Below are 23,967 nucleotides of genomic sequence, written 5' to 3'. Positions count from 1 at the left end.
GAATCGCGGCGGTAATTGTCGTGATTTTCTCGTTGGTTAATGTCCGACGAGGAGCGCTTCGAGCGCAGCGTCGACGGCTTCGGGGGTGAGGTGGCGGCGGTTGTTGATGTCGAGGATGCGGTTGATTTGAGTGACGAGGCGGTCGGCGAGTCGGAAGTTGCCGTTGGTGGCGCGGACGATGGCGGCGATCGCGGCTGTGTGCGCGAGTCCTTCGTCGTCAGGATCGGGTTCCGGGAGTCGTTGGGCGACTACAGAGGCTAGTTCGTCTTTGCGGAGCGTGCGGTATTCGTGGGCGAACCCGATGCGGCTGTAGAGCTGGGGGTAGCGGGCAAGGCGCTTTTCGATGCCGGGCATGCCGATGAGGATCACGCCCAGGCTGTGGCGGTCGTAGAAGTCTCTTACTTGCTCTAGGCCGGCTGTCTTGAGCCGGTCGGCTTCGTCGATGATGAGCAGTTCGGTGCGCCCGCAGTGCTGGGATTCGGTGTGGACGTAGGGGTCGACGTGACCGTGTTCGGCATAGTCGAGCGCCCAGGAGATGTGCTGGCAGGCCCGTGGGAGGCCTTGGTCGATCTGTTTGAGCGTGGCGGAGACGGTGGGTGTGAAGAAGGCGGTCCTGCTGCGCAACACCGGCTCGGGCACCGGCGGGAGAGGCTCGAGACCGCCGCTGAGCGGGTGCCATTGCTCCCATTCGTCGGTACCGGCGTAGTGGCGTGCGGAGAGGGTCTTGCCGACTCCGGGAGAGCCGTAGCAGAGGCCGATGTAGCGATTCATGCGGACGGTGTCGGCGAACTCGGTGAATCGGCGGTGCTCTCGGGTGGTGACGAATCTCGGGCGGACGGCGAGGTATGGGGGCGGGGAGCTGTTGAACTCGTCCCAGAGCCCGTTGAGGAAGCGGCGCCCGTCATCGCCTTCCTCGAAGAGGACGGAGCGGGGATGGCGTTGGGGTCGCTTATTCGCTGGCATAGGTCTTCAACCCGTGTTTCCTGGTTTCGTCAGGGGTGGGATCGAGCTCGCAATCGGGCTCGGGCTGAGCCGTTGGGATGAGCTGATGGCGGCCGTCGGCGGGCAGCGAATCGGCGAGGCTGCGCCGTTCTTTCAGTTGCTTCTTCAGGGCACGGCGGCGGGCCGTGCGGGCGGCCTGGAGGTCGGCGAATGTGTAGGTTTCGGATGATCGTTCGGGGGCGATGGCCCGGCACAGGAATGCGTTCTCGTGAAACACGCGGATCTCGCCGAGGTCGCGGGGGTCGTACCGGACGGTGACGTCTTCGCCGACATAGGCCGCGAGGACGGGCGAGATGTAGCGGGTGGAAGCGAATTGGATGCCGTCGCGCTGGACGCGTCTCGTTGTCGCTGCGGTGAGCAGGAGCAGGTCGATGTCCTCGGGGTGTGCGGGACTGCGCGGGACGAACCCGGTGCCGCGCCAGCGGGCGTGCGGGGCAGCCTTCGTCTCGGAATGGGAGCGTTCGTTGTACTCGTGGACGATGAACCGCTCGAGGATCTCGTCCAGTTGGCGGATGGTCAGCGAAGGCTCGCTCAGAGGCTTGCCGCCGGTTCCGTGGGGGATGAATCCGGGCAGGTGCGGCAGGAGCTCAGTGGTCAGGGTGCGGTAGAACCGCTCGATCTTTCCCCGTCCCTGCGGCCGTCCGGCGTGGGAATGGACCAGGCGGATGTGCAGGTCGAGGCAGACCTGTTCCAGTCGGGCCGAGGTGAAGTCCGAGCCGTGGTCGCTGTAGAGCACGTCGGGGAGTCCTGAAACGACCCAGGCCGGGTCGTGCTTGCGGCTGACCGCTTGATGGAACGCGAGAGCCGAATGCTCCGCCGTGGGAGCCTGGACCGACAGGGAGTATCCCGCCACCGCGCGGGAGTAGTCGTCCAAGGCGACCGTCAGCCACGGTCGGACGGCCTGCTGCTGCTCGTCCAGGATCACCACGTCCAAGAGTGTGTGGTCCATCTGCCACTGCTCATTCGGAGCCGCTGCCGTGCGGCGGAAGACCAGCTCGAACCTGTCACGGTAGGCGGCGCCCCCCTCCGCCGCGAGCGTGCGCAGGCCCGGGTCGATCCCCTTGATGATGTCCCGCACCGTGGTGTAGCCGGGGGCCGACAGGCCTCGGCTCCGGGCGATGTCGCCCACCCGACGGTGGATGTACGCAGCCGTCGGAGCAGGCCGTCCCAGCGCAAGAGCCTCGACGGCTTCGACGAGCTCCGACGGAGTGCGTTTGGTTCCCTTGTCGCCGCGCGAGGGCCTGGCCAGCCCGCCGCCTTCCGCCCGGCCCGCCCATCGCTGCAGCGTGCGAACCGTGACGCCGGCGTCCTCTGCAAGCCGCACCCAGGGCACGCCGTCGCGATGCCGATGCACCAGCTCGGCCTTCTCCCGGTCGCTGAGCCCTGCCATTAGTGCTCCTGGTCCTCAGGCATGCTCAACGTGCTGGGCCAGATGGCGGTAAATCGTTCCGCGCGAGACCCCGAACGTCTCGGCGATCTGGGCCACGGTGTGCTGCCTGGCGTCGTACATCGCCCGGGCCTGCGCGGCCTTCGTCGGGCTCATCTTAAGCCGGCCACCGCCCTTGCGGCCCCGGGCCCGGGCGGCTGCGAGCCCGTCCTGGGTGCGCTCCACGATCAGGTCGTGCTCGAACTCGGCGATAGCGGCGAGCATGTGGAAGAACAGCCGCCCACCAGGGGTGGTGGTGTCGATACCCTGGGACAGCGCCTTCAAGCCGATCCCTCGGCGCTGCAGCGTGTCGGCGATCTCCTTCAGGTTCCGCACCGAACGGCCGAGCCTGTCCAACTTCGCCACGACCAGGGTGTCGCCGGAGCGCAGGTAATCGAGGGCCTCGTCCAGCGCCGGCCGACGCGTGAGCACCCCGGAAGCGTGCTCGACGAAGATTTTGTCGCATCCAGCGGCTTCGAGTGCGTCCGTCTGCGCCTCCGGGTTCTGCTCCCGGGTCGAAACCCGGGCGTATCCGACCAATGCCATACCCAGAATGTATCGTAGACGTTCCTGAGAGTACATAGCTGTCGGACACGGACCATGGAACACGACACGCCGCAATCGATGAGTCCATCGACGAGTGTCCTATGGACGGCCGTCCACGGGATGGGTGGCCGCCAGTGCAGCGGACTCCGTTGAGGTCGGTCCTGCGAGCCCCCGTTACCTTTCTCATGGCTCCCCGGTCCGGGAGGATCGGGGTGTTGGCCGGTCGGGTTCCGGCATGATGTTCTGCCCCCAGTCGTCCATGATCCGGGGGGTGTTGTCACCGGGGCCCGTCTCGGCGGTCGCGGATCGCTGATAGAGGCACGACCCGAGCAGTTCCAAGGGACCTTCGTAACGTGGATGCCGAGCGTGACCGCCTCATCCGGCCATGAGCGAGAACTGAGCGGAAGGAGACCAGTGCCAGTGACCGATCCCCTGCCGGCGGTGTTCGTCGGGCTCGACGTCGGCAAGTCCGACCACCACGCCGTGGCGCTCACCGCCGACGGCAAGACCGTCTTGGACAAGGCCCTGCCCAACAACGAGGCCAAGCTCCGGACCATCCTCGAAGGCCTGACCGCCCATGGGCCCGTGCTGATGGTCGTGGACCAGCCCGCCACCATCGGGGCCCTTCCGGTCGCGGTCGCCCAGGCCATGGCCGGGGTCGAGGTCGCCTACCTGCCGGGGCTGGCAATGCGCCGGATCGCGGACCTGCACCCGGGTTCGGCGAAGACCGATGCCAGAGACGCGCTGATCATCGCCGACGCCGCCCGGACCATGCCGCACACCCTGCGCTCGATCCAGGCCGACGAGGAGCAGATCGCCGCGCTGGCGCTGCTGGCCGGGTTCGACGACGACCTCGCCGGAGAGGTCACCGCTGTATCGAACCGGCTCCGCGGGCTGCTCACCCAGATCCACCCCGCGCTCGAGCGCGCCCTCGGGCCACGGATCAGCCACCCCGCGGTGGCGGACCTGCTCACCCGCTACCCCACCCCTGCCAGGCTCGCCTCCGCCGGGAGAGGGCACGTGCGGGCGAGGCTGAAGAAGCACGCACCCCGCCTGGCCGGACGGCTGACCGAGGAGGTCTTCACCGCCCTCGACGAGCAGACCGTCACCGTGCCCGGAACCGACGCCGCCGGCGTCGTGGTCCCCATCCTGGCCGAGCAGCTCGCCGCACTCACCCGGCAGCGGACAGAGATCGCCACCCAGGTCGAGGCCATCGTGGAGGCCCACCCTCTTCATCAGGTCCTGACCTCGCTCCCCGGAGTCGGGGTCAGGACCGCAGCCAGGATCCTCACCGAAGTCGTCGGCAAGGACTTCAAGGACGCCGCCCATCTGGCCTCCTACGCCGGCATCGCGCCAGTGACGCGAAGGTCCGGGACTTCGATCCGCGGCGAGCACGCTCCACGCGGCGGGAACAAGCGCCTCAAACGCGCCCTGTTCCTCTCCGCGTTCGCGTCCCTGAACCACCCTCCATCGAGGGCCTACTACGACCGAAAACGCGCCCAGGGCAAACGACACAACCAAGCCGTCATCGCCCTCGCCCGCCGCCGCTGCGACGTCCTCTTCGCCATGCTCCGCGACGGCACCCTCTACCAGCCGCCAACAGCCTCAGCGGCTTGACGAAAACCATAGAGGCACCCCCCCCACTTGGGGCGCTTGGCAACGAAGTCGGGGCCGTCTCTCGGATCTAGGTGTCGCGCTACGGGACCGACCGGTGCGGGCTGAGCGTCGTGTGTGACCGCCCCGGTGGGCTGGGTGTGCGAATGCTGGCGCGGGGCCGAGCCCACTGAACCCGCCGTCCGGCCCCGGACGTCGGGGGGCCTAGGACGGGGTCCCGGCGCCGCCGCCGGCCTCGACGGCCGAGAGTGCGGCGCGGAGCTGGGCGTCGGCGTCCTGGGAGACGTCGCGGACGGCTGGGCTGCCGCTGAGCTGGACCATGGTCTGCGGGTCGATGGCCTCGACCGTCGTGGCGTCGTCCGCCGGTTTCCTGCGGACGACGACGTTGCAGGGCAGCAGGGCCCCGAGCTCGGGCTCTGCGGCCAGGGCGCGGCTGGCGAGCTGGGGGTTGCAGGCCCCGAGGATCAGGTAGTCGCCGAGTTCCGTGGCGGCGTCGGGGCCGAGCTTGGCCCCGAAGGTCGCCCTGACGTCGATCTCGGAGAGGATGCCGAAGCCCTGCTCGGCCAGCGCGGACCGGACGAGCTCGACCGTGCGCGGGTACGGCTGGGGCACGCTGATGGAGTGGGTGTAGGCCATGGGAGGGTCCTCCTTCGGTTCGTCCCATCCATCCTCACAGGGGAGATCGGGCGATGGCAAGGGGCCCGCCCCCGGGCCGCAGGGTGATGGCGGGCCCCCGGTTGCGGGCCATGCTGCAGGCACATGGTGCCTGTGGGTTCAGCGTCCGAGGATGCGGGAGAAGAACGTCCCGAGGGCGCTGGGCTCATTCTCGTGGCCCTGGCAGCGCTGGGAATTCGGGACTCCTCGCATGACCTGCTGGACGTGTTGGCCGCAGCCGGCCCAGGTGAGCTTCCCGCACTTCCTGCAGGTGACCTGACGGCACATTTTGTTCTCCTTCTCGTGGATTTCTTGGGTGGGGTGACTTATCGGGTGAGAGCCTGGGCCGCGACGTACGCGGCGACCAGGAGGACGAGCGCTGCGAAGCCGCGCTTGAGCGTCGCCTCGGGGAGGCGCCGTCCGAGGCGGCCCGCGACGAGCGAGGCTGCCATCGCGGCCGCGGCGAACGCGCCGACGACGGCCCAGTCGAAGTGCATCTCCCCGAGGTGGGCCGCGAGGCCCGCGATCGAGTTGATGACGATGATGACCAGGGACGTTCCGACGGTCAGCGCCATGGGCAGGCCGAGCACCAGGGCGAGCGCGGGGACGATGAGGAAGCCCCCGCCGACGCCGAGGAGTCCCGTGAGGAATCCGACGACGGCGCCGGTCAGGATTGCCTTGGGGAGGCAGCTGCGCCAGTTGACCCCTCCTTGGGGCAGGGCGCAGGAGCCGCCCACGGCGTCGGTGCGTCGGAGCATCCGGACGCCCGCGGCGACCATGGTCGCTGCGAAGACGAGCAGGAGGACCCTCTGGTCCAGGACCCGGTTCACTGCCGCGCCGAGGTAGGCCGTCGAGGTGCCGGCGGCACCGATGACCACGGCCAGGCGCCAATTGACGCCACGGCGGACCCTGGGCAGGACGGCGACGACGGACGACGCGCCGACGACGACGAGCGAGCCGGGAATGGCCGCCGCGAGCGGCAGGCCGACTCCGTAGACGAGGGCCGGCACCGCAAGGATCGACCCGCCCCCGCCGACGAGACCGAGGAGCCCGCCGACGACGGCGCCGAAGCCCAGCGCGGAGACGATCATCCGGTGTTTCCTAGCCTCTGGAGGGCCTGATGGGCAGTGGGCTCGCTCGCGGAGCGGTTCCACGGCATCCAGGAGAGCACCTTGCCCAACGCGCAGCTGTTCGTTGCGGCGGAGACGGTCAGGCCCGCACCGATCCCGCCCGCGACCAGGCGCAGCCGCGGGGAGATGAAGCGGCCGGCCAGGATGCCCGCCAAGACCAGGGAGCCCGCCGTCATCCGCACCTGCCGTTCGAGCGCCCACGTCTGGGCGCCCCGCACGACCTCGCCCCCGGCGGCGGCGAAGGCGGGCACGCCGCCTTCGAGCACGCTCACCTTGGAGAGGCCGACGGCGGCAAGCCGCTTCTGCGCCTGCTCGGCTCGGGCCCCCGACTGGCAGACCAGGACGACGCGGGTCCCCAGCCGTTCGGCGAACTCCCCGGTGTGCTCGCTCAGCAGCGGAAGGGGCACGTGGTACGAGCCCTTGATGTGGAGGGAGTCGAACTCGGCTCCGCTGCGGACGTCCACGACCATGAGGTCGTCGTGACGGGCGGCCCACTCCTTGAGGGTGGCGGGGTCGACTGTGGCGGGCATGATTGCTGTGCTTTCGGTCATCGCTTCTTTCGATCTGGGTTGCTGGCGGGCCGGTCTGCGGCGCACCGGGGAGGGTCGGTCAGGCGGTGGGCAGGCCGGCGGCCTGCCAGGCGAGCATGCCGCCGGCCATCGTCTCGGCGCTGAATCCCGCAGCAGCGAGCTGGTCGGCCGCGGCGGCGCTGCGGCGGCCGCTGCGGCAGACCGTGATCACCGGCAGGGCCGGGTCGAGTTCGCGGAGGCGGGAGCGCAGCTCGCCGAGCGGGATGTGCCGGGCGCCGGGAATCACGCCGTCGGCGAGCTCGTCGGCTTCACGCACGTCGACGATCTGGGTTCCGGCGCCGAGCGCCTGGGCGGTCTGCTGAGGTGTGACGTCCATAGGAGTGGCCTCTCTCATGGTTGATGGAATACCCCAGGGGGTAGAATGAACTGCTGCCCGATCGGGCCCGTGAGTTATTCGAGGAGCTGTTGTGGTCGAACTGAAGCCCCAGGACATGACGCCAGTGCTGAACCGTCTGCGCCGAGCGCAAGGTCAGCTGGCCGCCGTGGTCAGGATGATCGAGGAGGGCAAGGACTGCACCGCGGTGGTCACCCAGCTCTCCGCGGTCTCCAAGGCGATCGACCGGGCGGGCTTCGCGATCATCTCCTCCGGTCTTGAGGAGTGCTTCCGCGCGGGGAGCGACGAGGTCGACCGGAAGCAGCTCGAGAAGCTGTTCCTGTCCCTGGCCTGAGCGTCCCGCCCCATTCCGCTCCCAGCGCGGGGGCGGCCGCCCGGCGCGAGCTGCGGGCGAGGGCGTAGAGCCCGAAGGCGGCGAACACGGCCACGAGCACCATGCCGATGAGGCCGGTATCGAGCCCGGCCAGCGCGGCGAGCGGGCCGCTGCGGACCCCGAACAGCTGGGCGGCGGCCGAGGCCAGCCCGACCGCGCCGACCAGGAACGCGACCGCGATGGAGACGGCCGTGACGGCGAGGTTGTAGGCGGCCTTGCGGACGGTGTCCGCCGAGGCCCAGCGGTAGATGCGGTTCATGGCGATGCCGTCAGCGCTGTCGGAGAGCGTCATGCCCGCGGTGAACAGCAGCGGCAGGGCCAGGGCCGCCAGCGGGGGCATCCCGGGGCTGAGAGCCCCGGCCGCGAGGAGGCCGACCGAGGCCGCAGTGTCGAGACCGAGGCCGAACAGGAATCCGGTCGGGTACATCTTCCACGGGGCATCGACCAGGCGCGCCAGCGGCCCCAGGGCCCGGAAGAGGATCCCCCGGGAGCCGAGGCACCGCTCGAGGTCGGCCGTGTCGACGGCTCCGCCGCGCGCCCTGACCAGGACCGAGCCCATTCCTCGCAGGGATGGGAGGTTGAGGGCCCCTGCCAGCAGCAGGAACACGCCCGAGACCGCCGAGCCCCACAGCGAGGCGCCCTGCCGCAGGGCCGAGTCCTCGTCCGCGAGCCTGTGGGAGAAGGCATCGACGCCGGCCAGGACGAGCGCGACGGCCCCGAGTACGACGGTCGAGTGGCCGAGCGCGAACCAGAATCCGACCGACACCGGGCGCTGCCCGGCGGCGACGAGGCGCCGGGTGGCGTTGTCGATCGCGGCGATGTGGTCGGCGTCGAAGGCATGCCGGACGCCCAGGGCGTAGGCGCTCACCGCGAGCCCGGCCAGCATCGCCGGGCTCGCCCCGCCGCCCAGAAGGGCGGGAAGGACGAGCATTGCCAGGAGCCCCCACCCGGCCAGGTGCAGGGTCAGGACGGCCAGGCTCATGCCTGTGAGGGTCCGGCGCTCGCCCCGTGCGGCTGGGGTTCGGGAGGCCAATGGGTGTTCCTCTCATCGCGGTACTGGGGGTATCGGAAGGTCGGCTGGCCGCAGCAGGGCGGAGGATGATACGGCTGGCCCGGGGAGGCTGGCGGGCCCGAGGGGGGACGGGCCCGCCAGCCGGTCTGTGGGGGTTCAGGCCGCGATCGGGAGGCCTGCTTCGGCGGCGCGGTCGAACGCGTCGTCGATCTGGACGACGTCGTGGCCGGCGCGCTCGAGCAGGCTCGCGGCGACGCCGGAGCGGTAGCCGGAGCCGCAATGGACCCAGATGCGGCCGTCTGGGACCTCGTTGAGGCGGTTCAGGAGCTCGTGGAGCGGGATGTTCACGGCGCCCTCGATCCGGGATGCCTTGTGCTCGTCCGCGCGGCGGACGTCGAGGATGGCCTCGCCGGGCTTGCGCTGCGCGGCCATGCCCTCCCAGGCGACCCGCGGGTACGAGGAGACCGCGGCATCCGGAGCGAGTTCTCGCGGGTCCTCGCCGAGGGCGGCATCGGGGGAATCGATGCCGATGCGGGAGAGGTCGCGGATGGCGTTCTCGACGTCGGCGCGGGAGCCGACGAGGGTGAGCTTCTTGCCGTAGGGGAACAGCCAGCCGAGATAGGTGCTGAAGCTGTTGCCGTTTCCGTACTCGAAGCTCACCGTGCCCTTGAGGTGCTCGGAGGAGTAGGCGACGCGGTTGCGCAGGTCGACCACCCATTCGCCGGCCTCGAGACGGGCGCGCAGCTCCGCCGGGTCCAGGGACTCGGGCACGTCCAGGTCAGGTTCGCCAGGTCCCGCCATGTTGCCGGGGCTCATGTGCACGTAGTAGCTCGGGTAGGCGGTGAGGTTGGCGATGAGCTCGGCGACGAAGTGCTCCTCGTCCGCGTCCGTGTAGACGTGGTTGGTCGTGAACTGCTCGCCGAGGGTGGAGCCCCCGGCCCCCGTGGCCGGCCCGGATGAGCAGAAGGAGCCGAAGCCGTGCGTCGGGTACAGTGCCGCGTCCGCGACTGCCTCCTCGGCGAGGCGACGCGCGGAGGCGTACTGGTCGTGAGTGAGCCCGACAGTGTGCCCGGGGGCCACAAGGTCCGTCCGGCCGACCGAGCCGTACAGCACGCTTCCGCCGGAGAAGACTGCCTGCTGGCCGTCATGCTCGACGACGTAGGAGAGGTGGCTGTGGGTGTGGCCCGGGGTCGCGACGGCCTTGACCGTCAGCTCGCCGACCCTGACGGTCTCCCCGTCCGCGATCGGCGTGCGCTCGAAGGCGACCTCGTCCGCGGCGTTGACCAGATAGGCGACGCCGTGCTTGCGGGCGTACACGAGGCCGCCGGTGAGGTAGTCGTTGTGCATGTGGGTCTCGGCGACGTGCGTGACCTCGACCCCGGCCTCCTGGGCTGCGGCCTCGACCCGGTCGATGTCGCGCTGCGCGTCGATCACGAGCCCGACGCGGCCGTCGTGCACGAGATAGCTGCGGTCCCCCAGCTGCGGGGTGTCGATGACGATGACGTCCATCATGTTCCTCCAAGAACGCTCTGTGGTCGTGCTTTCGCTCCAACGATACCCCCGGGGGTATCTAGCGGCAAGTCGGTCGCCGCCTCAGATCCGGACGTAGGCCCAGCCTTCCCACTGGCGGCGGGCGAGGTGGCCGACGGCGGCGGGCACGACGGCGACGCCCGCGGCGAGGTCCTCCTCGGTGATGCCGGCCGAGCGCAGGCTGTTCCCGCAGGCCAGGACGCCGATGCCGGCGGCGAGGACGTCCGCGAGCTGGGCGGCGGGACCTCCGGACGTCGCCAGCAGTGCCACGGCTGGGCCCTGGACGACGAGTTCGACGGCGCGTTCGCCCCCGAGGTCGGCCGCGGCATTCAGTGCGGTCCGCATCGCGGCCGGGAGCCAGGCCTCGGGGGACGGGCCGGTGCCGTGGACGACAAGCCCCGAGGCGAGGGAGGGGCTTTCGCTCATCGATGACTCCTTCTCCCGCGCGTACGGCGGGGCATGTGTGGTGGTGGGTGCGCTCAGGCGAGGGTGAGGAACAGCCGGCGCAGCTCCTCCATGGTCAGCGCGTCTTCGGCGGGCGCAGAGGCGCCCCTTGGGGTGCTGACGCAGTCGCGCATGGCGGTGGAGATGAGCTCGAAGCCGGCCTTGTCCAGGGCCCCGCGCACCGCGGCCAGCTGGGTGATCACAGTGCGGCAGTCGGCTCCTGACTCGACGGCATCGATGACGGCACCGAGCTGGCCGCGGGCTCGCTTGAGCCGATTGGCGAGCCGGCGCAGCTCGAGGGACTGGGGCGCGGCACCCTCGGAGGCGGCCAGCGGCTGGGCGGCGCTCATCTCAGGCCACCTCCGGTCCGAAGTGCACCTGATGGCCGTTGCGATACCACTCCGTGATCCCGCCGAGGACGTTCACCGCATCGAAGCCCTGCTCGGCCAGGAAGGCGGTGGCCCGGGCGCTCCGGCCGCCCGAGGCGCACATGATGTAGACGGGCCGATGTGGCGGCAGGTCGCCGAGAGATGAGGCCAGGCCGGAGAGCGGGAGGTTCTTCGCGTCGGGCACGCGGGCCTCGGCGTATTCGTCGGCCTCGCGGACGTCGACGATCGAGGCCCCGCGGCCCAGTGCCGCCAGCTCGTTCACCGAGATGCCCTTCATGCTGGATTCCCTTCCGATCGGGGCCCAGGGGATTCTGGGGCGCCACCGACTAGGATAATACCCTAGGGGGTATGTGCCAAGTCTCTCCCGGGCGGGGGTGTCGTCCCGCGCCCTCCCTGCCGGCGTGCGCCGGGCGCCACGGGAACTGCCCGAGGCCCGCTTGCACCAAAATACCCCCAGGGGTATCATGGGGGACATGGCTACCATCGACATCACCGAAAAGACCTTCGACGAGACCGTCGCCCGCGACGGGGTCGTGCTCGTGGACTTCTGGGCGTCCTGGTGCGGCCCGTGCCGCAGGTTCGCCCCCACCTTCGCTGCCGCGTCGGAGGAGCACCCCGAGGCAGTCTTCGCCAAGGTCGACACCGAAGCCGAGCAGCGACTGGCCGCCGCGGCCAGCATCACCTCGATCCCGACCCTGATGGCCTTCCGCGACGGGATCCTGGTCTTCTCCCAGCCCGGGGCGCTGGATCCCTCCGGCCTGGAGAAGCTGATCGCGGCCGTGCAGGGCCTGGACATGGACGAGGTCCGAGCCCGCCTGAAGGCCCGGGCCTCCTGAGCCGACGGTCCAGGAAGGAGAGCGCATGAGCGAGCAGCTGATCATCATCGGCTCCGGCCCCGCCGGGTACACCGCCGCCGTCTACGCCGCACGCGCCGGCCTGGAGCCCCTCGTCCTGGCCGGCTCGGTCACCGCGGGCGGGTCCCTGATGAACACCACCGAGGTCGAGAACTTCCCCGGCTTCCCCGCCGGGATCCAAGGGCCCGAGCTCATGGACGGCCTCCAGGCCCAGGCCGAGCGCTTCGGAGCCCGCATCGTCTCCGACGACGCCGTCGCCGTGGACCTGGCCGCCGACCCCAAGCAGGTCACCACCGGCTCGGGGCAGACCCACGAGGCCGCGGCCGTGATCCTCGCCACCGGCTCCGCCTACAGGGAGCTCGGCCTGCCCGAGGAAAAGCGCCTCAGCGGGCACGGGGTCTCCTGGTGCGCCACCTGCGACGGGTTCTTCTTCCGCGACCAGGACATCCTCGTCGTCGGCGGCGGGGACTCCGCCATGGAGGAGGCCGCCTTCCTGGCCCGCTTCGCCCGCTCCGTGACCGTCGTGGTCCGCCGGGACGCCCTGCGCGCCTCGCGCATCATGGCCCAGCGCGCGGCCGAGAACCCGAAGATCCGCTTCGAGTACAACACCCGCATCGCCGCTATCCACGGCCAGGAGAAGGTCGCCGGGGCCACCTTGGAGGACACCCTCACCGGGCAGCGGAGGCACATCGAGGCGACCGGGATCTTCGTCGCGATCGGCCACACCCCCCGCACCGAGCTCGTCGCCGGGCAGCTGGAGCTCGATCCGGAGGGCTACATCGCCGTCGCGCACCCCACCACAGCCACCAGCATCGAGGGCGTGTTCGCCTGCGGGGACGCCGTCGACCACCGCTACCGCCAGGCCATCACCGCCGCCGGCACCGGCTGCGCCGCTGCCCTGGACGCCGAACGCCACCTCGCCGCCGGCCCGGCCGGACGAGAGCTCCCGGGGCAGCCGGCCCGCAGCCACCGAGTGCCGGCCCCCGCCGGGGCCGCACGGTGAGCCCGCCCGGCGCAGGAGCCCCCGACCAGCCCCGGCAGGCCGCGGCGGGGCCCGTGCTGGGGCTGCGGCAGAACCTGGCCCAGTTCATGCTCCTCGTCGCGGTCAACGCCCTCGTCGGGGCCACCCTCGGCCAGGAGCGCACGGTCCTGCCCCTGCTGGCATCCCAGACGTTCCACCTCGGCCTCTACACCAGCGCGCTGACTTACATCCTCGCCTTCGGGGCGTCCAAGGCCGCGATGAACTACTTCGCCGGCACGCTCTCGGACAGGTTCGGCCGCAAGCCGGTCCTCCTGGCCGGCTGGCTCGCGGCGATCCCCGTCCCGGCCATGCTCATCCTCGCCCCGGACTGGGGCTGGGTCATCGCGGCCAACGTGCTCCTGGGCATCAGCCAGGGCCTGACCTGGTCCACCACGGTGATCATGAAGATGGACCTGGTCGGCCCGAAGCAGCGCGGCCTCGCCATGGGCTTCAACGAGGCCGCCGGCTACCTCGGCCTCGCCCTCACCGCCCTGGCCACCGGATACCTCGCCTCCGCCTACGGGCTCCGCCCGGCGCCGTTCCTCCTCGGCGCCGCCTACATCGCCCTCGGCCTGGGCCTGACCGCCCTGACCGTGCGCGAGACCCACCACCACGCCAAGGCCGAAGCGGCACAGCACGTCAGCTCGCACGGGAGCGCGCACGCCGGCCTCACCACCGGGCAGGTCTTCACCCTGACCAGCTTCACAGACCGCTCCCTCTCCTCCGTGAGCCAGGCCGGCATGGTCAACAACCTCAACGACGGCCTCGCCTGGGGCCTCTTCCCCGTCCTGTTCGCGGGCGCCGGGCTGAGCCTGGACCAGATCGGCATCCTCGCCGCCGCCTACCCCGCAGTCTGGGGAGCCGGGCAGCTCTTCACCGGGGCCGCCTCCGACAGATGGGGCCGCAAATGGCTCATCGCCGCCGGCATGCTCGTCCAAGCCGTCGGACTCGCGGTCGTGGCGGCAGGCCACGCCTTCGGACCCTGGCTCGCCGCCGCCATACTCCTCGGACTCGGCACAGCAATGGTCTACCCGACCCTCCTCGCCGCGATCGGCGACGTCGCCCACCCGACCTGGCGGGCCCGATCCGTCGGGGTCTACCGGCTCTGGCGCGACGGCGGCTTCGCCGTCGGCGCCCTCCTGTCCGGCCTCCTCGCCGACCTCTACGGCATCCCCGCCGCCATCGCCGCCGTCGCAGCGCTCACCTCCCTGTCCGGACTAGTCGTCGCCCTCCGCATGCGCGGCCACGACCACCGGGCGCGGTGAGCCCATGGAAGAACAACGCCGGCAGGGAGCTGGACGGGAACCTCCCAACCCTCCGAGAAGCCGGGCTCAGCAGAAGCCCTCGACGACGACAGTTGGTTCGCGAACTCATGGGGTCGCTACGCCTCCCCGGAGACGACAAAGCCCTCAGACCTGCCCGGGAGGGCGCAACATCATCGAGCTCGGCACAACCCCCTGGTCAAGCCTCCGCTCCATGGAACCGAGCCAGGTCCGAGCACCAATAAGAGCCGAAGTCTGCATCGGTCGCCTTCGGATCCGACCACAGCCTCACCATCCAATCACCACTCGCACTTGCACCCATCCCAGGCATCGCCTGCACAGGTCAAGATCCCTTGCCGGCCAAGCGACAAGCGACCATAGACGCCCGGCGCCTCTAGCCAATTAGCGCCGCGGAATCTACGACATTTACCGCCGCGCTTCACACTCCATAGGGTCCGCAATGAGAAGGGGTGAATGGTTGGCAAGAGCTGCCTTGGCCAACAGTTCCAGCGAGAGACTGGCCCACAGGGCACGTTCGTCGAATGACCTTGCATTGTCATCCATGGCCCGATTGATAAATAGCTTGGCCTTGAGCCAGAGGCCTTCTGAATCATACGGCGCCCGCATCGGAGTCTCCTACGTAAAAAGCGACCCGCATTAGGGTTCTATCACGGTCTTCTTCGTGCACCGCCGCGCGCCCGTGCAACACATTGCGGTTAGCGATCATGAGGATCGAGTTCGGTTCGTTCCAGTCAACTGCCTGCGCCCTATTATTCGATTCACTTGCAAAGTAATCGGCAATTTTTCTCGCCCGGTCATCCCCAGGATGCATGATCACAGGATCGAAGCGAAATTCGTTGTTTTCCAGAACGGGGGCAAGGAATGCTGACCGCCCCGCCCCTACAACAAAAATCCCATTTCTAGCGGCGTCGACGTCCAGATCGCCTATATTTGGCTTCCAAATCCGGGTCGGAGTCTGACTTGGCTGAGGAGAGAATAGGGTGACAACATCCGGCGGACGCAGCATGTGCGAGCCGTCTACGTGAAGAGGCTGGGCATCGAGGCCGTGTACGGCGCTCATCGAGTTCGGACGGGATTGGCCCTGTGATGTTGGCCGGAGCGTGGAAGACGCACCTTCTCCGGTCCTTGTTCCTACGGCCACCCATCCCATCTGGGACCCCAGGAAGGAGAGCCCCCAGTCGCTGACAGGACGTTCGAATTTCCCCATGGCCCAGCCTTGTTTCTGGGCGACTGCCCACAACTCTGCAAAATTACTAGAGAGCATGAGGTCACCATAGCTGGCGGACTGCTGAACTTGTCCGTAAGGCGGCGGCTCACCGAACCCCGATCGGAGGACTCAATGGCAGCATCGGATGCCTGCCACCTTGGGACCTGCGGATTCGCAGTTGCCCTGCCCGAAGAAGTGCCCGGTGAATGTAGGACAACTGCAACACTCAACTTTGGATCTCGGTCGAACTCTGTGTGACGTTGGGGTGCACCCCCGCACCACGTCAGGCACACGTTCCGGATCGTGTCAGATTCGGGTCGGCGTGGCGTTTGTCTGACACCGATCCTTCGGGGTCTAGAGTCCTTCCTGACACACTTGGCTCGGAAGAAGGTGGACGCATTGCGTGTGGGGTACGTGCGGGTGAGCTCGGCCCTTCAGTCCACCGTCCGGCAGCTCGACGGCGTCCCGGTTGAGAAGACCTTCACCGACCACGCGTCCGGGTCGAGCCTGGACCGGTCCGGGCTCTCGGAGATGCTCGGCTTCGTGCGCGAGGGCGACACCGTGCTCGTGCACTCCATGGACCGCCTCGCCCGCGACCTCGACGACCTCCTGCGCCTCGTGGACCAGCTCACAGCCAAGGGAGTCGGGGTCGAATTCGTCAAGGAGGGCCTGGCCTTCACCGGGGACGACTCCCTCGCCAAGCTCATGCTCGGCATCATGGGCTCCGTGGCCGAGTTCGAACGGGCCCTCATCCGGGAGCGCCAGGCCGAGGGCATCGCCAAGGCCAAGGCCCGCGGCGTCTACAAAGGCCGGAAGGCGAAACTCGAAGAAGCCGCTGCGGCCGCGATGGTCGCCCGCGCCCAGGCGGGCGAGTCCAGAGCCGCCCTCGCCCGCGAGTACGGCATCAGCCGCGAGACCGTCTACGCCTACCTCCGGGCAGGGGAACGCGCCAAGATTCCTGCGACGATGTCGCAGGAATCTTGGCGAGGCAGAGGAGGCGGCCGATGAGCGAACTGATTCCCACAGACGACGTCCCTTCGGATAGCGACGGGCTGCTGGCGTACGTCGTCGATCTCGTCGAGCGCGGGCGCCGCGTCGCGGCAGTCCAGGTGAATGCTGCGCTGACGCTCACGAACTGGCTCGTCGGTCGGGCGATCTCCGTGCACTCGCTGCGGGACGGCCGCGCTGAATACGGGCAGCGGATTCTTGCGACGCTGTCGCAGGAGTTGAGTGCGAGGTTCGGTTCCGGCTACGACGAGTCGAACCTGAACCGAATGGTCACACTGTCCAGGCAGTTCCCGAATTACGGTCAGGTCGCCCAGCTGGCCCAGCAGGTGAGCTGGTCGCATCTGAAGGAGCTGCTGTCATTGAAGTCCGACGAGGCGCGCGCGTTCTACGCCCGTGAGGCGGCCACCAAACACCTCAGCGTCCGCGAACTGCGGGCGGCGATCAGCCGCAAGGCCTTCGAGCGCAGGGAGATCGCGAACTCCCAGATCCCGGAGGGCTCCGCGACGCCCCGTGACACGTTCGCCGATCCGCTGATCCTCGACGCGCTCGGCCTGCAGGACACTTTTCTTGAGAGGGATCTCGAGGCGGCGATCCTGCGCGACATGCAGTCGTTCCTTCTAGAGGTCGGGCACGGGTTCGCCTTCGTCGCAGCGCAGAAGCGAATGACCATCGATGGTGATGACTTTTATCTCGACCTGCTGTTCTACAGCCGGCCCCTGCGTCGTCTGGTCGCCGTCGAGCTGAAGATCGGGAAATTCGACCCCCGGCACGAGGGCCAGATGAAGCTGTACCTAAAATGGCTCGACCGGTACGAGCGCCAGGACGGCGAGGAGAGTCCAATCGGCCTCATCCTGTGCACCGAGGTCAGCCGCGAGCAGGTCGAGCTGCTCGAGATGCACCGCGACGGCATCGTCGTCGCCGAGTACTGGACGGCACTGCCGCCCAAAGCCGAGCTCGAGGCGAAGCTCGGCGGGATCGTCCGCGACGCTCGGGAACGGCTCGCGCGCCGAGGCATTGACACTTACATCCCCAACGACGGCGCCCAAGGCGGCGGCTCTATGTAGCGTGCACGATCTCGGACCGCTCAAGGGCTGCCGAGGCCGAGATGGCACCGGGTTTCGGTGAACGGTTTCGGTAGCACCCTCGACCAGCGTGTGGACCGCCGCGGTAATTGCCGGCCAGGAGGTCTGCCTGCTGCCGGTCGGTGGACTGCTGCCGCGTCGAAACGCGTGCGTAGTCGATCAGCTTGCCCACGGGCCGCCTCCGATGTGTCTCATAACCAATGATGGATACGCCGATTCACCCAGAAGGTTCCGAGACATGGTTGCGAGAATCGCCGGAAGCAGGCGAACCCGCCCGTCTCCGCGGAAATTGGCGCAGTCCCGTCGCGGCGGTCGCCCGACCGGCGAGACGCCTCGCATCCCTAGGGTTTCGAGACGGGTTGGAGTGTAGCGTTTAGGGCACTTCACCAGCCATTTTTTCGGGCGGGGGTATCTGCGAATCCAGAGGTCGAGGCGTGGTGGGCGACTGATGGCGAGGTTGAGCCGCCCGGGCGGCGTCCAGTGCAGGGCCGGCATTGCCCTCGGGGGCTTCATTGTGGTCGCCGGAGGGATCTGATGGCTCCAGTGGACTCAGGAATCGCCCTCGGCCCGCTCGAGTGCCGCAGGCCGGCTCGCCGATGGCCGTATGATGATGTGTCCCAACGGGAGCAGTCCAACAGGCTGTTGGACTGCGGCGGCTCAACTTTCTGCTGACAGACGGGTTTCGGCCCTCAGGCGCCACGGCGTCAGGCATCAACGATGCCGACTCACCTGGCTATCGCAGCCTGATTCAGGCCCGGTGCAATGGCCGCTCCCCCGATCGAGATCCGCACCGTCGACCTGCTGAGCGAGACGGACCTGGACGAGGCCATCGAAAAGCTGGCAGAGCTGGTCTCCCGATTCGAGGCCAGCTGCGCCGACATGACGTCAACTCCCGTGCGCGCAGACTTCGTCGCCCCAGGAACGTCTTCGATGTCGGCATCACCGCCTCCGTCAGCGCAGCTGGCCCGTACCGGCGCAATTCGATCTCTACGGCCCGAATGTTCTCCTTCCCGAAGGCCTGACTGCTTGTAGCGGCGGAGCCGTCGCTCCTGTCAGACGCACCGCCCGCCCCCAACGAAAAGGAGTGTGCTGGAGGCGGTCATTCCGGCACCGGGGGAACTGCCGGACTCGGGTCAGGGAACGGCGGAGCGTTCAGCTGGTCCAGACGCCTTCTCTGGCTGGGACGATCCCGATTGCCCAGCTTTCGCAGGCAGGCAGCATGGGTCCGTTGATGTCCCGTTCCGCGGCGATCACTCGCCATCCGCGTTCCGCGTATTCGTCTCGGAGGTAAGCGATGCGCTCTGCGGGGCTCAGCGGGCCGAGTGTTCCTCGTTGCTGAATGGTGACGTCGACGCACAGGCCGTCGCGGCAGTCTCGGCCGCAGACATGTCCTGCGAGCTCGCCTGCTGCCAGATCGAATTTGGCCCTCGCACACGAGATACACGTGTACCGCACGTCAGATCTCGGGTACGCGATCTGCCCTGAACCCGGAGGGGTCGGGCCGCAGTATCCTGGCTGGCCGGGTTCCGGAACGCTCTGGCACTCCTCGCATACGGCTCCGGGCGGCCAGCCCGCCGCGAAGCTGCGACGGCCGTCGATCCAGAGGAGGGGAAGGTGCCAGGAGCGTATTGCGAGCTTGTCCCAAGAATCGCCCGGATGAGTCATGGGGTCATCGTATTTAATTCCGTCATCGGAGATCGAGAGCAGCGCGCGTGTTCGACAGGGGCGATAGAGGCCCGGCGTCGCGCGGCGACGGGCCTCTATGGTTCAGTTTCTACCGACCTTTGGTGAGGTGTCTGCCCTGGGTGCGCGGGCTTGTTGGACGGCGTTGGCCTTGACCTTGCCGATGGCCTTCCCGCGACCGGCCGCGGCGTGGCGACGGGAAATTTCTGCTGGGCCTCCCCGAACTGCTTGGCCGCGATCGCCTCTCAGGGGCTCCCGCGACACGCATGCGCTCGGTGTCGGCCTCTAGTCTGCGGCCGCTGCGGCCTTGTCGCCTGCTTCCTCGCGCTGCCTGACGCCCTGCCGGGCCACGGCAGCCTGAGTGGCCTTGTCCGGGTCGCCGGAGCCCTTCCAGCGCTCCACGAGATCGCGGTCCAGCCGGTCCTTCTCGGCCGCAACTTCTCCGCGTACTCGGGATCATTTGCCATGCCCCACGGAGGGGCAGCCTCGCGCTCGAGGGCGGCTGCATCATCAGCCTTGCCGTGTGTACGTACGTAAATACGGCTCACTCGGAGTACGGCTGGGACGCCTCCTCGAGCGCGGCGACGGCCTCTTCCATCTTCCCGGCCCGGGCGAGCCTGAGGACCCAGACGGCCTGCTCGACGACTTCGACGAAGTCCTCCTCGGGCTTGAAGCTCATGGCCCAGGCCTTGAGCTCAGGGTCCATCTTGGAGGTGTACACCTCGCGCTTCGGCTTGCGCTGCCTCCGGACCAGCGGCTGGAGCGTCCACGGCTCCCTGGACTCCGCGGTGGGCTCTGAGTTGCTGGTCGGCGCTGGCGCTGCTGGCATCGCCTCGGCGGGCGGCACGAGAGTGAGCGGCGGCGCCGCGGTGGAGGCGATCGAGTCCCGGGGCCTCGCATCCGAAGCGCCGCGAGGCCCCCGCTCGTGCGCGCGGTCCTGGTCTAGAGCTCGAGCCCGCGCGTGAGGCGCTGGGTCGGTCGCCGCTCCTGGCCCGGGGCGTGCGGGTTGGTCAGCGCTCGGAGTGCGGCTTCGGCTCGAGCGCGGTCGATCCTCTGCGCAGTCGAAGCCGGTCGAGCGCCAAGCGGCATGGTGTCGGCGATGACGTACCGGTCCCGATAGGCCGCGACGACCCGTGCGCGCCGACGCCACAGCCGCCGGCCGTACGCGTCCTTCGGCATAGCCCCGAGCGTCCGTGTCCAGGGCACGTTGTCCTGTAGGGCGGTGTCGAGGACGGCATCGGCCCGCGCTTCCATCAGGTGGCGACGCTCATGGAGAGCGTCGCGCATGTCCTGGCTCATCGGCCCGTCGGCGGGCGGAATGAGGCCGACGATCAGAAGTGGGGCCTTGCGGGTGCGCCCAGAGCCTGCGGGACGGGCGGTTGCTCCTGCGGGACGGGCGGTTGCTCCTGCGAGGCGGTGGTGGATGACGGCGGCGATGTCCTCGACATCCTCGAACGCGCGCACCTGGACGAGGCGCGGCAGGAGCCGGTCGACGTCGTGGTGGTTCGCCTCCGCGCGGCGCAGTTCGGCGGAGAGGGCACCGAATGCCTCGGAGCCGATGACGGCCTCGGCCTGTCCCTGGGTGAGGCCGCTGGCGCGGATGAGGGCGGCCCAGCGGTCGTGCTGGGCGGCTTGGGCGATGGTCTCGTACTCGGCGGCGAGCTGCGCGATCGATCCCCACGCCTCCTGCTCGGCACTGAGGGCCTCGTGGGCGGAGGGCTCGGCGCCGACATGCTGCAGGACCCCGTAGAGCACCGAGCGGGCGGTCGCGTCCGGGTTCTCGGACGGGTGGGGTTCGACATGGTCGTCGGGCCGGTCGAGCACCACGTACGCCCGGTTCGACTCCCGCCCGCGGGTCATGGCGACGTAGAGGTTCTCCCGCGTGCTGGTCGGCTCGACGAGGACGTGGGCCGTGTCGGTCGTGATCCCCTGCGCCCGGTGGGCGGTGACCGCGTAGCCCAGGTCGACGTGCTCAGCCACATACGAGGCCGGGAGGACGATCGAGCCCCCGAACCTTCTGCCGGCCTTGCAGACGGCGACTGATCCGTCGTCGCGGACGGCGGTGATGTTCCAGCGGTCGCCGTTGCGGACCCAGTCCCTGCCGTTGCCAAGCCGGCGGTCGTTGCGGCGGGTGATGACCGTGTCCCCAACTCCTGCCTGCATGCCGTCGCCGAGGTGGACCTCGCGGCCCGGGGTGAGGGTACCGTCGAGGATGAGGTCGGAGCGGGCCCGCTGGTTCAGTCTGGCGACGTCCTCGCGGGTCTCGGCGATCAGCACCGACACCAGCCCCGCGGCGCGGTCGGCGCGCCACCCCGCATAGGCCGCATCGCTCATGGCCTCGGCGCTGCCGCCGGCGATGCGGCCATGCTCGGCGTAGGTGTCGATGACCTCGGTGCGCCCGTGCCGCAGGTCAAGGGAGGCGGTCTTCTCCCACCACTGCGCGAACCGGTGCACATCGGTCAGTTCGGGGGCGTCGTCGCGGACGGAGACGAGGAGCCCGAACGCCCCGCCAGCCTCGACCGACTGGAGCTGGGCCCAGTCGCCCACGAGGATGACCTTGGCCCCGGATTCCGCGGCGGCGTCGGCGATCCGGTCAAGGGAGAGCGTGCCGGCGAGGGAGGCCTCGTCCACGATGACCAGCTGCCCGGCCCCGAACCGGGTGCCGTGGACCTGGTGGTCGGACTGCCATTTCGCGGTGTTCTCCGCAGGAATCCCGAGGTTCTCGGCCAATACCTGCGCCGCCAGGGCCGAGGGCGCCAGCCCGATCACGGAACCCTTCCCGTGCTCGGCCTCCCAGACCCGGCGCAGGGCTTTCATCGCCGTGGTCTTGCCCGCACCCGCCGGCCCCAGTATGACGTCGACCACCCGGCCGGAGACTGCGACCGCGGCAAGCGCGGCCGCCTGGTCCTCCCCCAGCAGCCGCCCCTCCCGGTCCGGCCCCGAGGCGATCCTCTCGACCGAGGCGAGCGTGACCGTGGGCCCGGTAGTGGTGCGGGAGCGTTCAAGGAGCCGGTCCTCGGCGGCGAGCAGGGTCTCGGAGGACAACACGGTCGACTGCTTCGGCCGGAACACGCTCGTCCCATCGGGACGGCGGAACAGCGCCGGGCTGGAGGCGAGCTCCGGCGGGGTCAGCCGCAGCGACGCGGCCTCGGCCGCGTCCACGACGAGATCCACGACCGCTTCACGGTCCTGGGTGGTGGCGAACCGGTACCCCATGGTCTGTCGGGCCGCCTCCGCGGCGAGGTTCCAGCGCCGCCAGGTGGAGCGCTTCTCCCCCACAGCCTCGACCACGCTGCGCCCGAGGTCCCCGATGACCTCGGGCGGGAAGTCGTCGGCGCGCAGCAGCAACGCCGGTTCGTTCGCGGTGACGGTGCGCGCCCACGCGGTGGCGTCCCCGCCCAGCAGGGCGGCGGCGCGGCGCCGCCACTCGGCGGTGAGGTCAGCGAGCGGGCGCACCACCTTCAACGGCCGGGTTGCCAGAGTCGCCCGCGCCCGCAGCTTGATGATCTTCGCCCTCGAGGGCCGATGCCCGTGCCGCTGCACGTACTCCCCGATGAGCCGGTCCTTCTCCGCCTCGACATGGTGCGAGCGGGTGGAGAACTCCGCCACCAACTCCTCCGGCACCCCAGTGACGGCCCAGGCCGGGTTGCGGTCACGCCCCATCTCCCGCTGCTCCCAGCCCACCCCGAACACCCGGGTCATGTGGTCGGCGAAGACCGCCTCGTGCAACTCCGAGACCGCCACCGTCGCCGCGTGCAGCGGCCGCCCATCCAGCGACCGCCACTTCCCGTCCTGCGCGGTCTGGACCTTGTTCGAGACCACCACATGGGTGTGCAGGTGCGGGTCCCCGGACCGGCTGTCGTAGTGGTCGAACGCGGCCGCCACCACCCCGGCCACGCCGACCTGCGCAACCGCCCCACCGGCACCGGTTGCGCCGATGCGGGTCGCTGCAACCTCCCGCTCGAGGAACGCAACCATCTCCGCAACCGCGCCTTGGTGCGCCTGCGCGATCAGCGCCTGCGTCCCCGCATCGGCCACAGCCCACAGGACACTGGCGGACTTCGGGATCGAGAACGTGAAATCGAACCCCGCAACCGCCCTCCGCGTCCCGGCCGCAGCCTCCTCCGCCTCGATCGCAGCCACGGCACCGGCCCGCTCCACCGGGCCGAGTTCGGGGTCGAGCTCCCTCACCCGCTCGGCGGCTCGTTCGGAGGCGGGACGGTACTCGGGATTCGCCCGGCCCAGGGGCTCGCCGCTGATCGGGTCGCGCCCCATCCCCACCAGCAGCTGCAGCTGAGCCTCAGACACCTGATCGCCGGGACGGAGCTGGCCGTCGCCCAGCGCAGGCAGGCCGCTGCCCAGCCAGCGCCCCGGCGGGGTTCCCGCCTCGGCGTAGTAGCGGGTCAGCGGCGTCGACAACGACCGGTCACCATCGGCCGCGGCCACCGTGCGCAACAGGTACCTGTACCCGTGCCCCGCGCTCATCACCCGCATCGAAACCGTCACCACCGCCTCCTCGACAGTAAGGTGAACAGCCACGACCTTTCGCATCAGATGCGCCCTCGCGACGGCGCGACCAGTCAACTCAGAGTAGATTCCGGACCTTTTCGCCCCGTCTGCAAGACGCGTGCGCTCTTCGAAAGGGACCGATTCGCAGGCTTGGCTCGACCCAGATGGTAGTTACGCGGCGGGCCCATCGCAGGCGACTGGCTGGTGGGTTCGGCTGTCCAAACTGGCGAACTGGACCGTGACGGCAGTTGCCGGTCAGGGATCGGAGGCGATGGC

23 protein-coding genes are annotated in these 23,967 nt (G+C 69.3%); 7 read left to right on the top strand and 16 right to left on the bottom strand.

Going from position 1 to position 23,967, the window contains the following annotated elements:
* Positions 1 to 36: 36 nt before the first annotated feature.
* The 3 genes from E6A26_RS15720 to E6A26_RS15710 are packed head-to-tail and all read right to left on the bottom strand — an operon-like array spanning position 37 to position 2,974.
* Positions 37 to 963, bottom strand: coding sequence for an AAA family ATPase (locus tag E6A26_RS15720; RefSeq protein ID WP_136612140.1), 927 nt, complete (start codon positions 961 to 963; stop codon positions 37 to 39).
* On the bottom strand, positions 950 to 2,392 hold the full coding sequence (locus E6A26_RS15715; RefSeq protein WP_136612139.1) for a Mu transposase C-terminal domain-containing protein: 1,443 nt from the start codon (positions 2,390 to 2,392) through the stop codon (positions 950 to 952). Before E6A26_RS15715 ends, E6A26_RS15720 begins: the two co-directional genes overlap by 14 nt.
* Before the next feature lie 15 nt (positions 2,393 to 2,407).
* Positions 2,408 to 2,974, bottom strand: coding sequence for a recombinase family protein (locus tag E6A26_RS15710; RefSeq protein WP_136612138.1), 567 nt, complete (start codon positions 2,972 to 2,974; stop codon positions 2,408 to 2,410).
* Positions 2,975 to 3,394: 420 nt separating this feature from the next.
* On the opposite strand from E6A26_RS15710, the gene E6A26_RS15705 reads away from it, so the two are divergent.
* On the top strand, positions 3,395 to 4,591 hold the full coding sequence (locus E6A26_RS15705; RefSeq protein ID WP_136612137.1) for an IS110 family RNA-guided transposase: 1,197 nt from the start codon (positions 3,395 to 3,397) through the stop codon (positions 4,589 to 4,591).
* 201 nt (positions 4,592 to 4,792) lie between these two features.
* On the opposite strand, the gene E6A26_RS15700 is transcribed toward E6A26_RS15705, so the two are convergent.
* The 5 genes from E6A26_RS15700 to E6A26_RS15680 all read right to left on the bottom strand — a co-directional run bounded on the left by E6A26_RS15700 (position 4,793) and on the right by E6A26_RS15680 (position 7,278).
* Positions 4,793 to 5,224, bottom strand: coding sequence for a DUF302 domain-containing protein (locus E6A26_RS15700; RefSeq protein WP_136612136.1), 432 nt, complete (start codon positions 5,222 to 5,224; stop codon positions 4,793 to 4,795).
* A 138-nt stretch (positions 5,225 to 5,362) separates the two neighbouring features.
* Entirely contained in the window at positions 5,363 to 5,530 is a 168-nt protein-coding gene (locus E6A26_RS15695; protein WP_136612135.1) for a hypothetical protein, read from the bottom strand.
* Between the two features lie 38 nt (positions 5,531 to 5,568).
* A complete protein-coding gene (locus E6A26_RS15690) occupies positions 5,569 to 6,333 on the bottom strand; it encodes a sulfite exporter TauE/SafE family protein (protein WP_136612134.1) in 765 nt (254 codons plus the stop codon).
* Positions 6,330 to 6,923: a rhodanese-like domain-containing protein gene (locus E6A26_RS15685; protein ID WP_136612133.1), complete on the bottom strand. Its 594-nt coding sequence runs from the start codon at positions 6,921 to 6,923 to the stop codon at positions 6,330 to 6,332. The genes E6A26_RS15690 and E6A26_RS15685 overlap by 4 nt, the downstream gene beginning before the upstream one ends.
* Positions 6,924 to 6,981: 58 nt before the next feature.
* Positions 6,982 to 7,278, bottom strand: coding sequence for a rhodanese-like domain-containing protein (locus tag E6A26_RS15680; RefSeq protein ID WP_136612132.1), 297 nt, complete (start codon positions 7,276 to 7,278; stop codon positions 6,982 to 6,984).
* A 115-nt stretch (positions 7,279 to 7,393) separates the two neighbouring features.
* On the opposite strand from E6A26_RS15680, the gene E6A26_RS15675 reads away from it, so the two are divergent.
* Complete coding sequence (locus E6A26_RS15675) at positions 7,394 to 7,630, top strand: metal-sensitive transcriptional regulator (RefSeq protein ID WP_136612156.1); 237 nt, start codon at positions 7,394 to 7,396, stop codon at positions 7,628 to 7,630.
* Here the strand turns inward: E6A26_RS15675 and E6A26_RS15670 are convergent.
* The 5 genes from E6A26_RS15670 to E6A26_RS15650 all read right to left on the bottom strand — a co-directional run bounded on the left by E6A26_RS15670 (position 7,539) and on the right by E6A26_RS15650 (position 11,321).
* Complete coding sequence (locus tag E6A26_RS15670) at positions 7,539 to 8,651, bottom strand: HoxN/HupN/NixA family nickel/cobalt transporter (protein ID WP_136612131.1); 1,113 nt, start codon at positions 8,649 to 8,651, stop codon at positions 7,539 to 7,541. The genes E6A26_RS15675 and E6A26_RS15670 overlap by 92 nt on opposite strands.
* Before the next feature lie 186 nt (positions 8,652 to 8,837).
* Complete coding sequence (locus tag E6A26_RS15665) at positions 8,838 to 10,190, bottom strand: MBL fold metallo-hydrolase (RefSeq protein ID WP_136612155.1); 1,353 nt, start codon at positions 10,188 to 10,190, stop codon at positions 8,838 to 8,840.
* 84 nt (positions 10,191 to 10,274) lie between these two features.
* Positions 10,275 to 10,637, bottom strand: a complete 363-nt coding sequence (locus E6A26_RS15660; RefSeq protein ID WP_136612130.1) for a DsrE family protein — start codon at positions 10,635 to 10,637, stop codon at positions 10,275 to 10,277.
* Between the two features lie 53 nt (positions 10,638 to 10,690).
* Positions 10,691 to 11,005: a metal-sensitive transcriptional regulator gene (locus E6A26_RS15655; RefSeq protein ID WP_136612129.1), complete on the bottom strand. Its 315-nt coding sequence runs from the start codon at positions 11,003 to 11,005 to the stop codon at positions 10,691 to 10,693.
* 1 nt (position 11,006) lies between these two features.
* Positions 11,007 to 11,321, bottom strand: coding sequence for a rhodanese-like domain-containing protein (locus tag E6A26_RS15650; RefSeq protein WP_136612128.1), 315 nt, complete (start codon positions 11,319 to 11,321; stop codon positions 11,007 to 11,009).
* Between the two features lie 196 nt (positions 11,322 to 11,517).
* On the opposite strand from E6A26_RS15650, the gene trxA reads away from it, so the two are divergent.
* The 3 genes from trxA to E6A26_RS15635 all read left to right on the top strand — a co-directional run bounded on the left by trxA (position 11,518) and on the right by E6A26_RS15635 (position 14,184).
* Positions 11,518 to 11,880 carry a thioredoxin gene (trxA, locus tag E6A26_RS15645; protein ID WP_136612127.1) on the top strand — a complete coding sequence of 121 codons (363 nt, stop codon included), beginning with the start codon at positions 11,518 to 11,520 and terminating at the stop codon, positions 11,878 to 11,880.
* 25 nt (positions 11,881 to 11,905) lie between these two features.
* A complete protein-coding gene (gene trxB / locus E6A26_RS15640) occupies positions 11,906 to 12,901 on the top strand; it encodes a thioredoxin-disulfide reductase (protein ID WP_136612126.1) in 996 nt (331 codons plus the stop codon).
* Between the two features lie 86 nt (positions 12,902 to 12,987).
* Positions 12,988 to 14,184 (top strand): MFS transporter, encoded by a 1,197-nt coding sequence (locus tag E6A26_RS15635; RefSeq protein ID WP_136612154.1) that lies wholly within the window; start codon positions 12,988 to 12,990, stop codon positions 14,182 to 14,184.
* Positions 14,185 to 14,791: 607 nt separating this feature from the next.
* Here the strand turns inward: E6A26_RS15635 and E6A26_RS15625 are convergent.
* Positions 14,792 to 15,466: a Fe(II)-2OG oxygenase family protein gene (locus E6A26_RS15625; protein ID WP_136612125.1), complete on the bottom strand. Its 675-nt coding sequence runs from the start codon at positions 15,464 to 15,466 to the stop codon at positions 14,792 to 14,794.
* A 318-nt stretch (positions 15,467 to 15,784) separates the two neighbouring features.
* On the opposite strand from E6A26_RS15625, the gene E6A26_RS15620 reads away from it, so the two are divergent.
* Both E6A26_RS15620 and E6A26_RS15615 read left to right on the top strand, forming a co-directional pair.
* Positions 15,785 to 16,417, top strand: coding sequence for a recombinase family protein (locus E6A26_RS15620; protein ID WP_456114978.1), 633 nt, complete (start codon positions 15,785 to 15,787; stop codon positions 16,415 to 16,417).
* Positions 16,414 to 17,481, top strand: a complete 1,068-nt coding sequence (locus tag E6A26_RS15615; RefSeq protein ID WP_168928761.1) for a PDDEXK nuclease domain-containing protein — start codon at positions 16,414 to 16,416, stop codon at positions 17,479 to 17,481. The genes E6A26_RS15620 and E6A26_RS15615 overlap by 4 nt, the downstream gene beginning before the upstream one ends.
* 2,245 nt (positions 17,482 to 19,726) lie before the next feature.
* Here the strand turns inward: E6A26_RS15615 and E6A26_RS15605 are convergent.
* Both E6A26_RS15605 and mobF read right to left on the bottom strand, forming a co-directional pair.
* Positions 19,727 to 20,011: a hypothetical protein gene (locus E6A26_RS15605; RefSeq protein WP_136612124.1), complete on the bottom strand. Its 285-nt coding sequence runs from the start codon at positions 20,009 to 20,011 to the stop codon at positions 19,727 to 19,729.
* 113 nt (positions 20,012 to 20,124) lie between these two features.
* Positions 20,125 to 23,676 carry a MobF family relaxase gene (gene mobF, locus E6A26_RS15600; RefSeq protein ID WP_136612151.1) on the bottom strand — a complete coding sequence of 1,184 codons (3,552 nt, stop codon included), beginning with the start codon at positions 23,674 to 23,676 and terminating at the stop codon, positions 20,125 to 20,127.
* Positions 23,677 to 23,967 lie beyond the last annotated feature (291 nt).

This window comes from Sinomonas albida, assembly GCF_004919045.1.
Classification (GTDB): Bacteria; Actinomycetota; Actinomycetes; order Actinomycetales; family Micrococcaceae; genus Sinomonas; species Sinomonas albida.
The sequence above is the reverse complement of the archived record's forward strand: the minus strand, read 5'-3'. Positions and strand labels throughout refer to the sequence as shown.

Excerpts from the sequence above, each read along its gene's own strand:
- E6A26_RS15710 (WP_136612138.1), bottom strand. The coding sequence starts at position 2,974 with ATGGCATTGGTCGGATACGCCCGGGTTTCGACCCGGGAGCAGAACCCG.
- E6A26_RS15605 (WP_136612124.1), bottom strand. The coding sequence starts at position 20,011 with ATGCCAGCAGCGCCAGCGCCGACCAGCAACTCAGAGCCCACCGCGGAG.
- E6A26_RS15670 (WP_136612131.1), bottom strand. The coding sequence starts at position 8,651 with ATGAGCCTGGCCGTCCTGACCCTGCACCTGGCCGGGTGGGGGCTCCTG.
- E6A26_RS15660 (WP_136612130.1), bottom strand. The coding sequence starts at position 10,637 with ATGAGCGAAAGCCCCTCCCTCGCCTCGGGGCTTGTCGTCCACGGCACC.
- E6A26_RS15615 (WP_168928761.1), top strand. The coding sequence starts at position 16,414 with ATGAGCGAACTGATTCCCACAGACGACGTCCCTTCGGATAGCGACGGG.
- E6A26_RS15720 (WP_136612140.1), bottom strand. The coding sequence starts at position 963 with ATGCCAGCGAATAAGCGACCCCAACGCCATCCCCGCTCCGTCCTCTTC.
- E6A26_RS15635 (WP_136612154.1), top strand. The coding sequence starts at position 12,988 with ATGCTCCTCGTCGCGGTCAACGCCCTCGTCGGGGCCACCCTCGGCCAG.
- E6A26_RS15695 (WP_136612135.1), bottom strand. The coding sequence starts at position 5,530 with ATGTGCCGTCAGGTCACCTGCAGGAAGTGCGGGAAGCTCACCTGGGCC.
- E6A26_RS15690 (WP_136612134.1), bottom strand. The coding sequence starts at position 6,333 with ATGATCGTCTCCGCGCTGGGCTTCGGCGCCGTCGTCGGCGGGCTCCTC.
- E6A26_RS15655 (WP_136612129.1), bottom strand. The coding sequence starts at position 11,005 with ATGAGCGCCGCCCAGCCGCTGGCCGCCTCCGAGGGTGCCGCGCCCCAG.
- E6A26_RS15700 (WP_136612136.1), bottom strand. The coding sequence starts at position 5,224 with ATGGCCTACACCCACTCCATCAGCGTGCCCCAGCCGTACCCGCGCACG.
- trxA (WP_136612127.1), top strand. The coding sequence starts at position 11,518 with ATGGCTACCATCGACATCACCGAAAAGACCTTCGACGAGACCGTCGCC.
- E6A26_RS15675 (WP_136612156.1), top strand. The coding sequence starts at position 7,394 with ATGACGCCAGTGCTGAACCGTCTGCGCCGAGCGCAAGGTCAGCTGGCC.
- mobF (WP_136612151.1), bottom strand. The coding sequence starts at position 23,676 with ATGCGGGTGATGAGCGCGGGGCACGGGTACAGGTACCTGTTGCGCACG.
- E6A26_RS15650 (WP_136612128.1), bottom strand. The coding sequence starts at position 11,321 with ATGAAGGGCATCTCGGTGAACGAGCTGGCGGCACTGGGCCGCGGGGCC.
- E6A26_RS15715 (WP_136612139.1), bottom strand. The coding sequence starts at position 2,392 with ATGGCAGGGCTCAGCGACCGGGAGAAGGCCGAGCTGGTGCATCGGCAT.
- E6A26_RS15665 (WP_136612155.1), bottom strand. The coding sequence starts at position 10,190 with ATGGACGTCATCGTCATCGACACCCCGCAGCTGGGGGACCGCAGCTAT.
- trxB (WP_136612126.1), top strand. The coding sequence starts at position 11,906 with ATGAGCGAGCAGCTGATCATCATCGGCTCCGGCCCCGCCGGGTACACC.
- E6A26_RS15625 (WP_136612125.1), bottom strand. The coding sequence starts at position 15,466 with ATGCTCTCTAGTAATTTTGCAGAGTTGTGGGCAGTCGCCCAGAAACAA.
- E6A26_RS15680 (WP_136612132.1), bottom strand. The coding sequence starts at position 7,278 with ATGGACGTCACACCTCAGCAGACCGCCCAGGCGCTCGGCGCCGGAACC.
- E6A26_RS15685 (WP_136612133.1), bottom strand. The coding sequence starts at position 6,923 with ATGACCGAAAGCACAGCAATCATGCCCGCCACAGTCGACCCCGCCACC.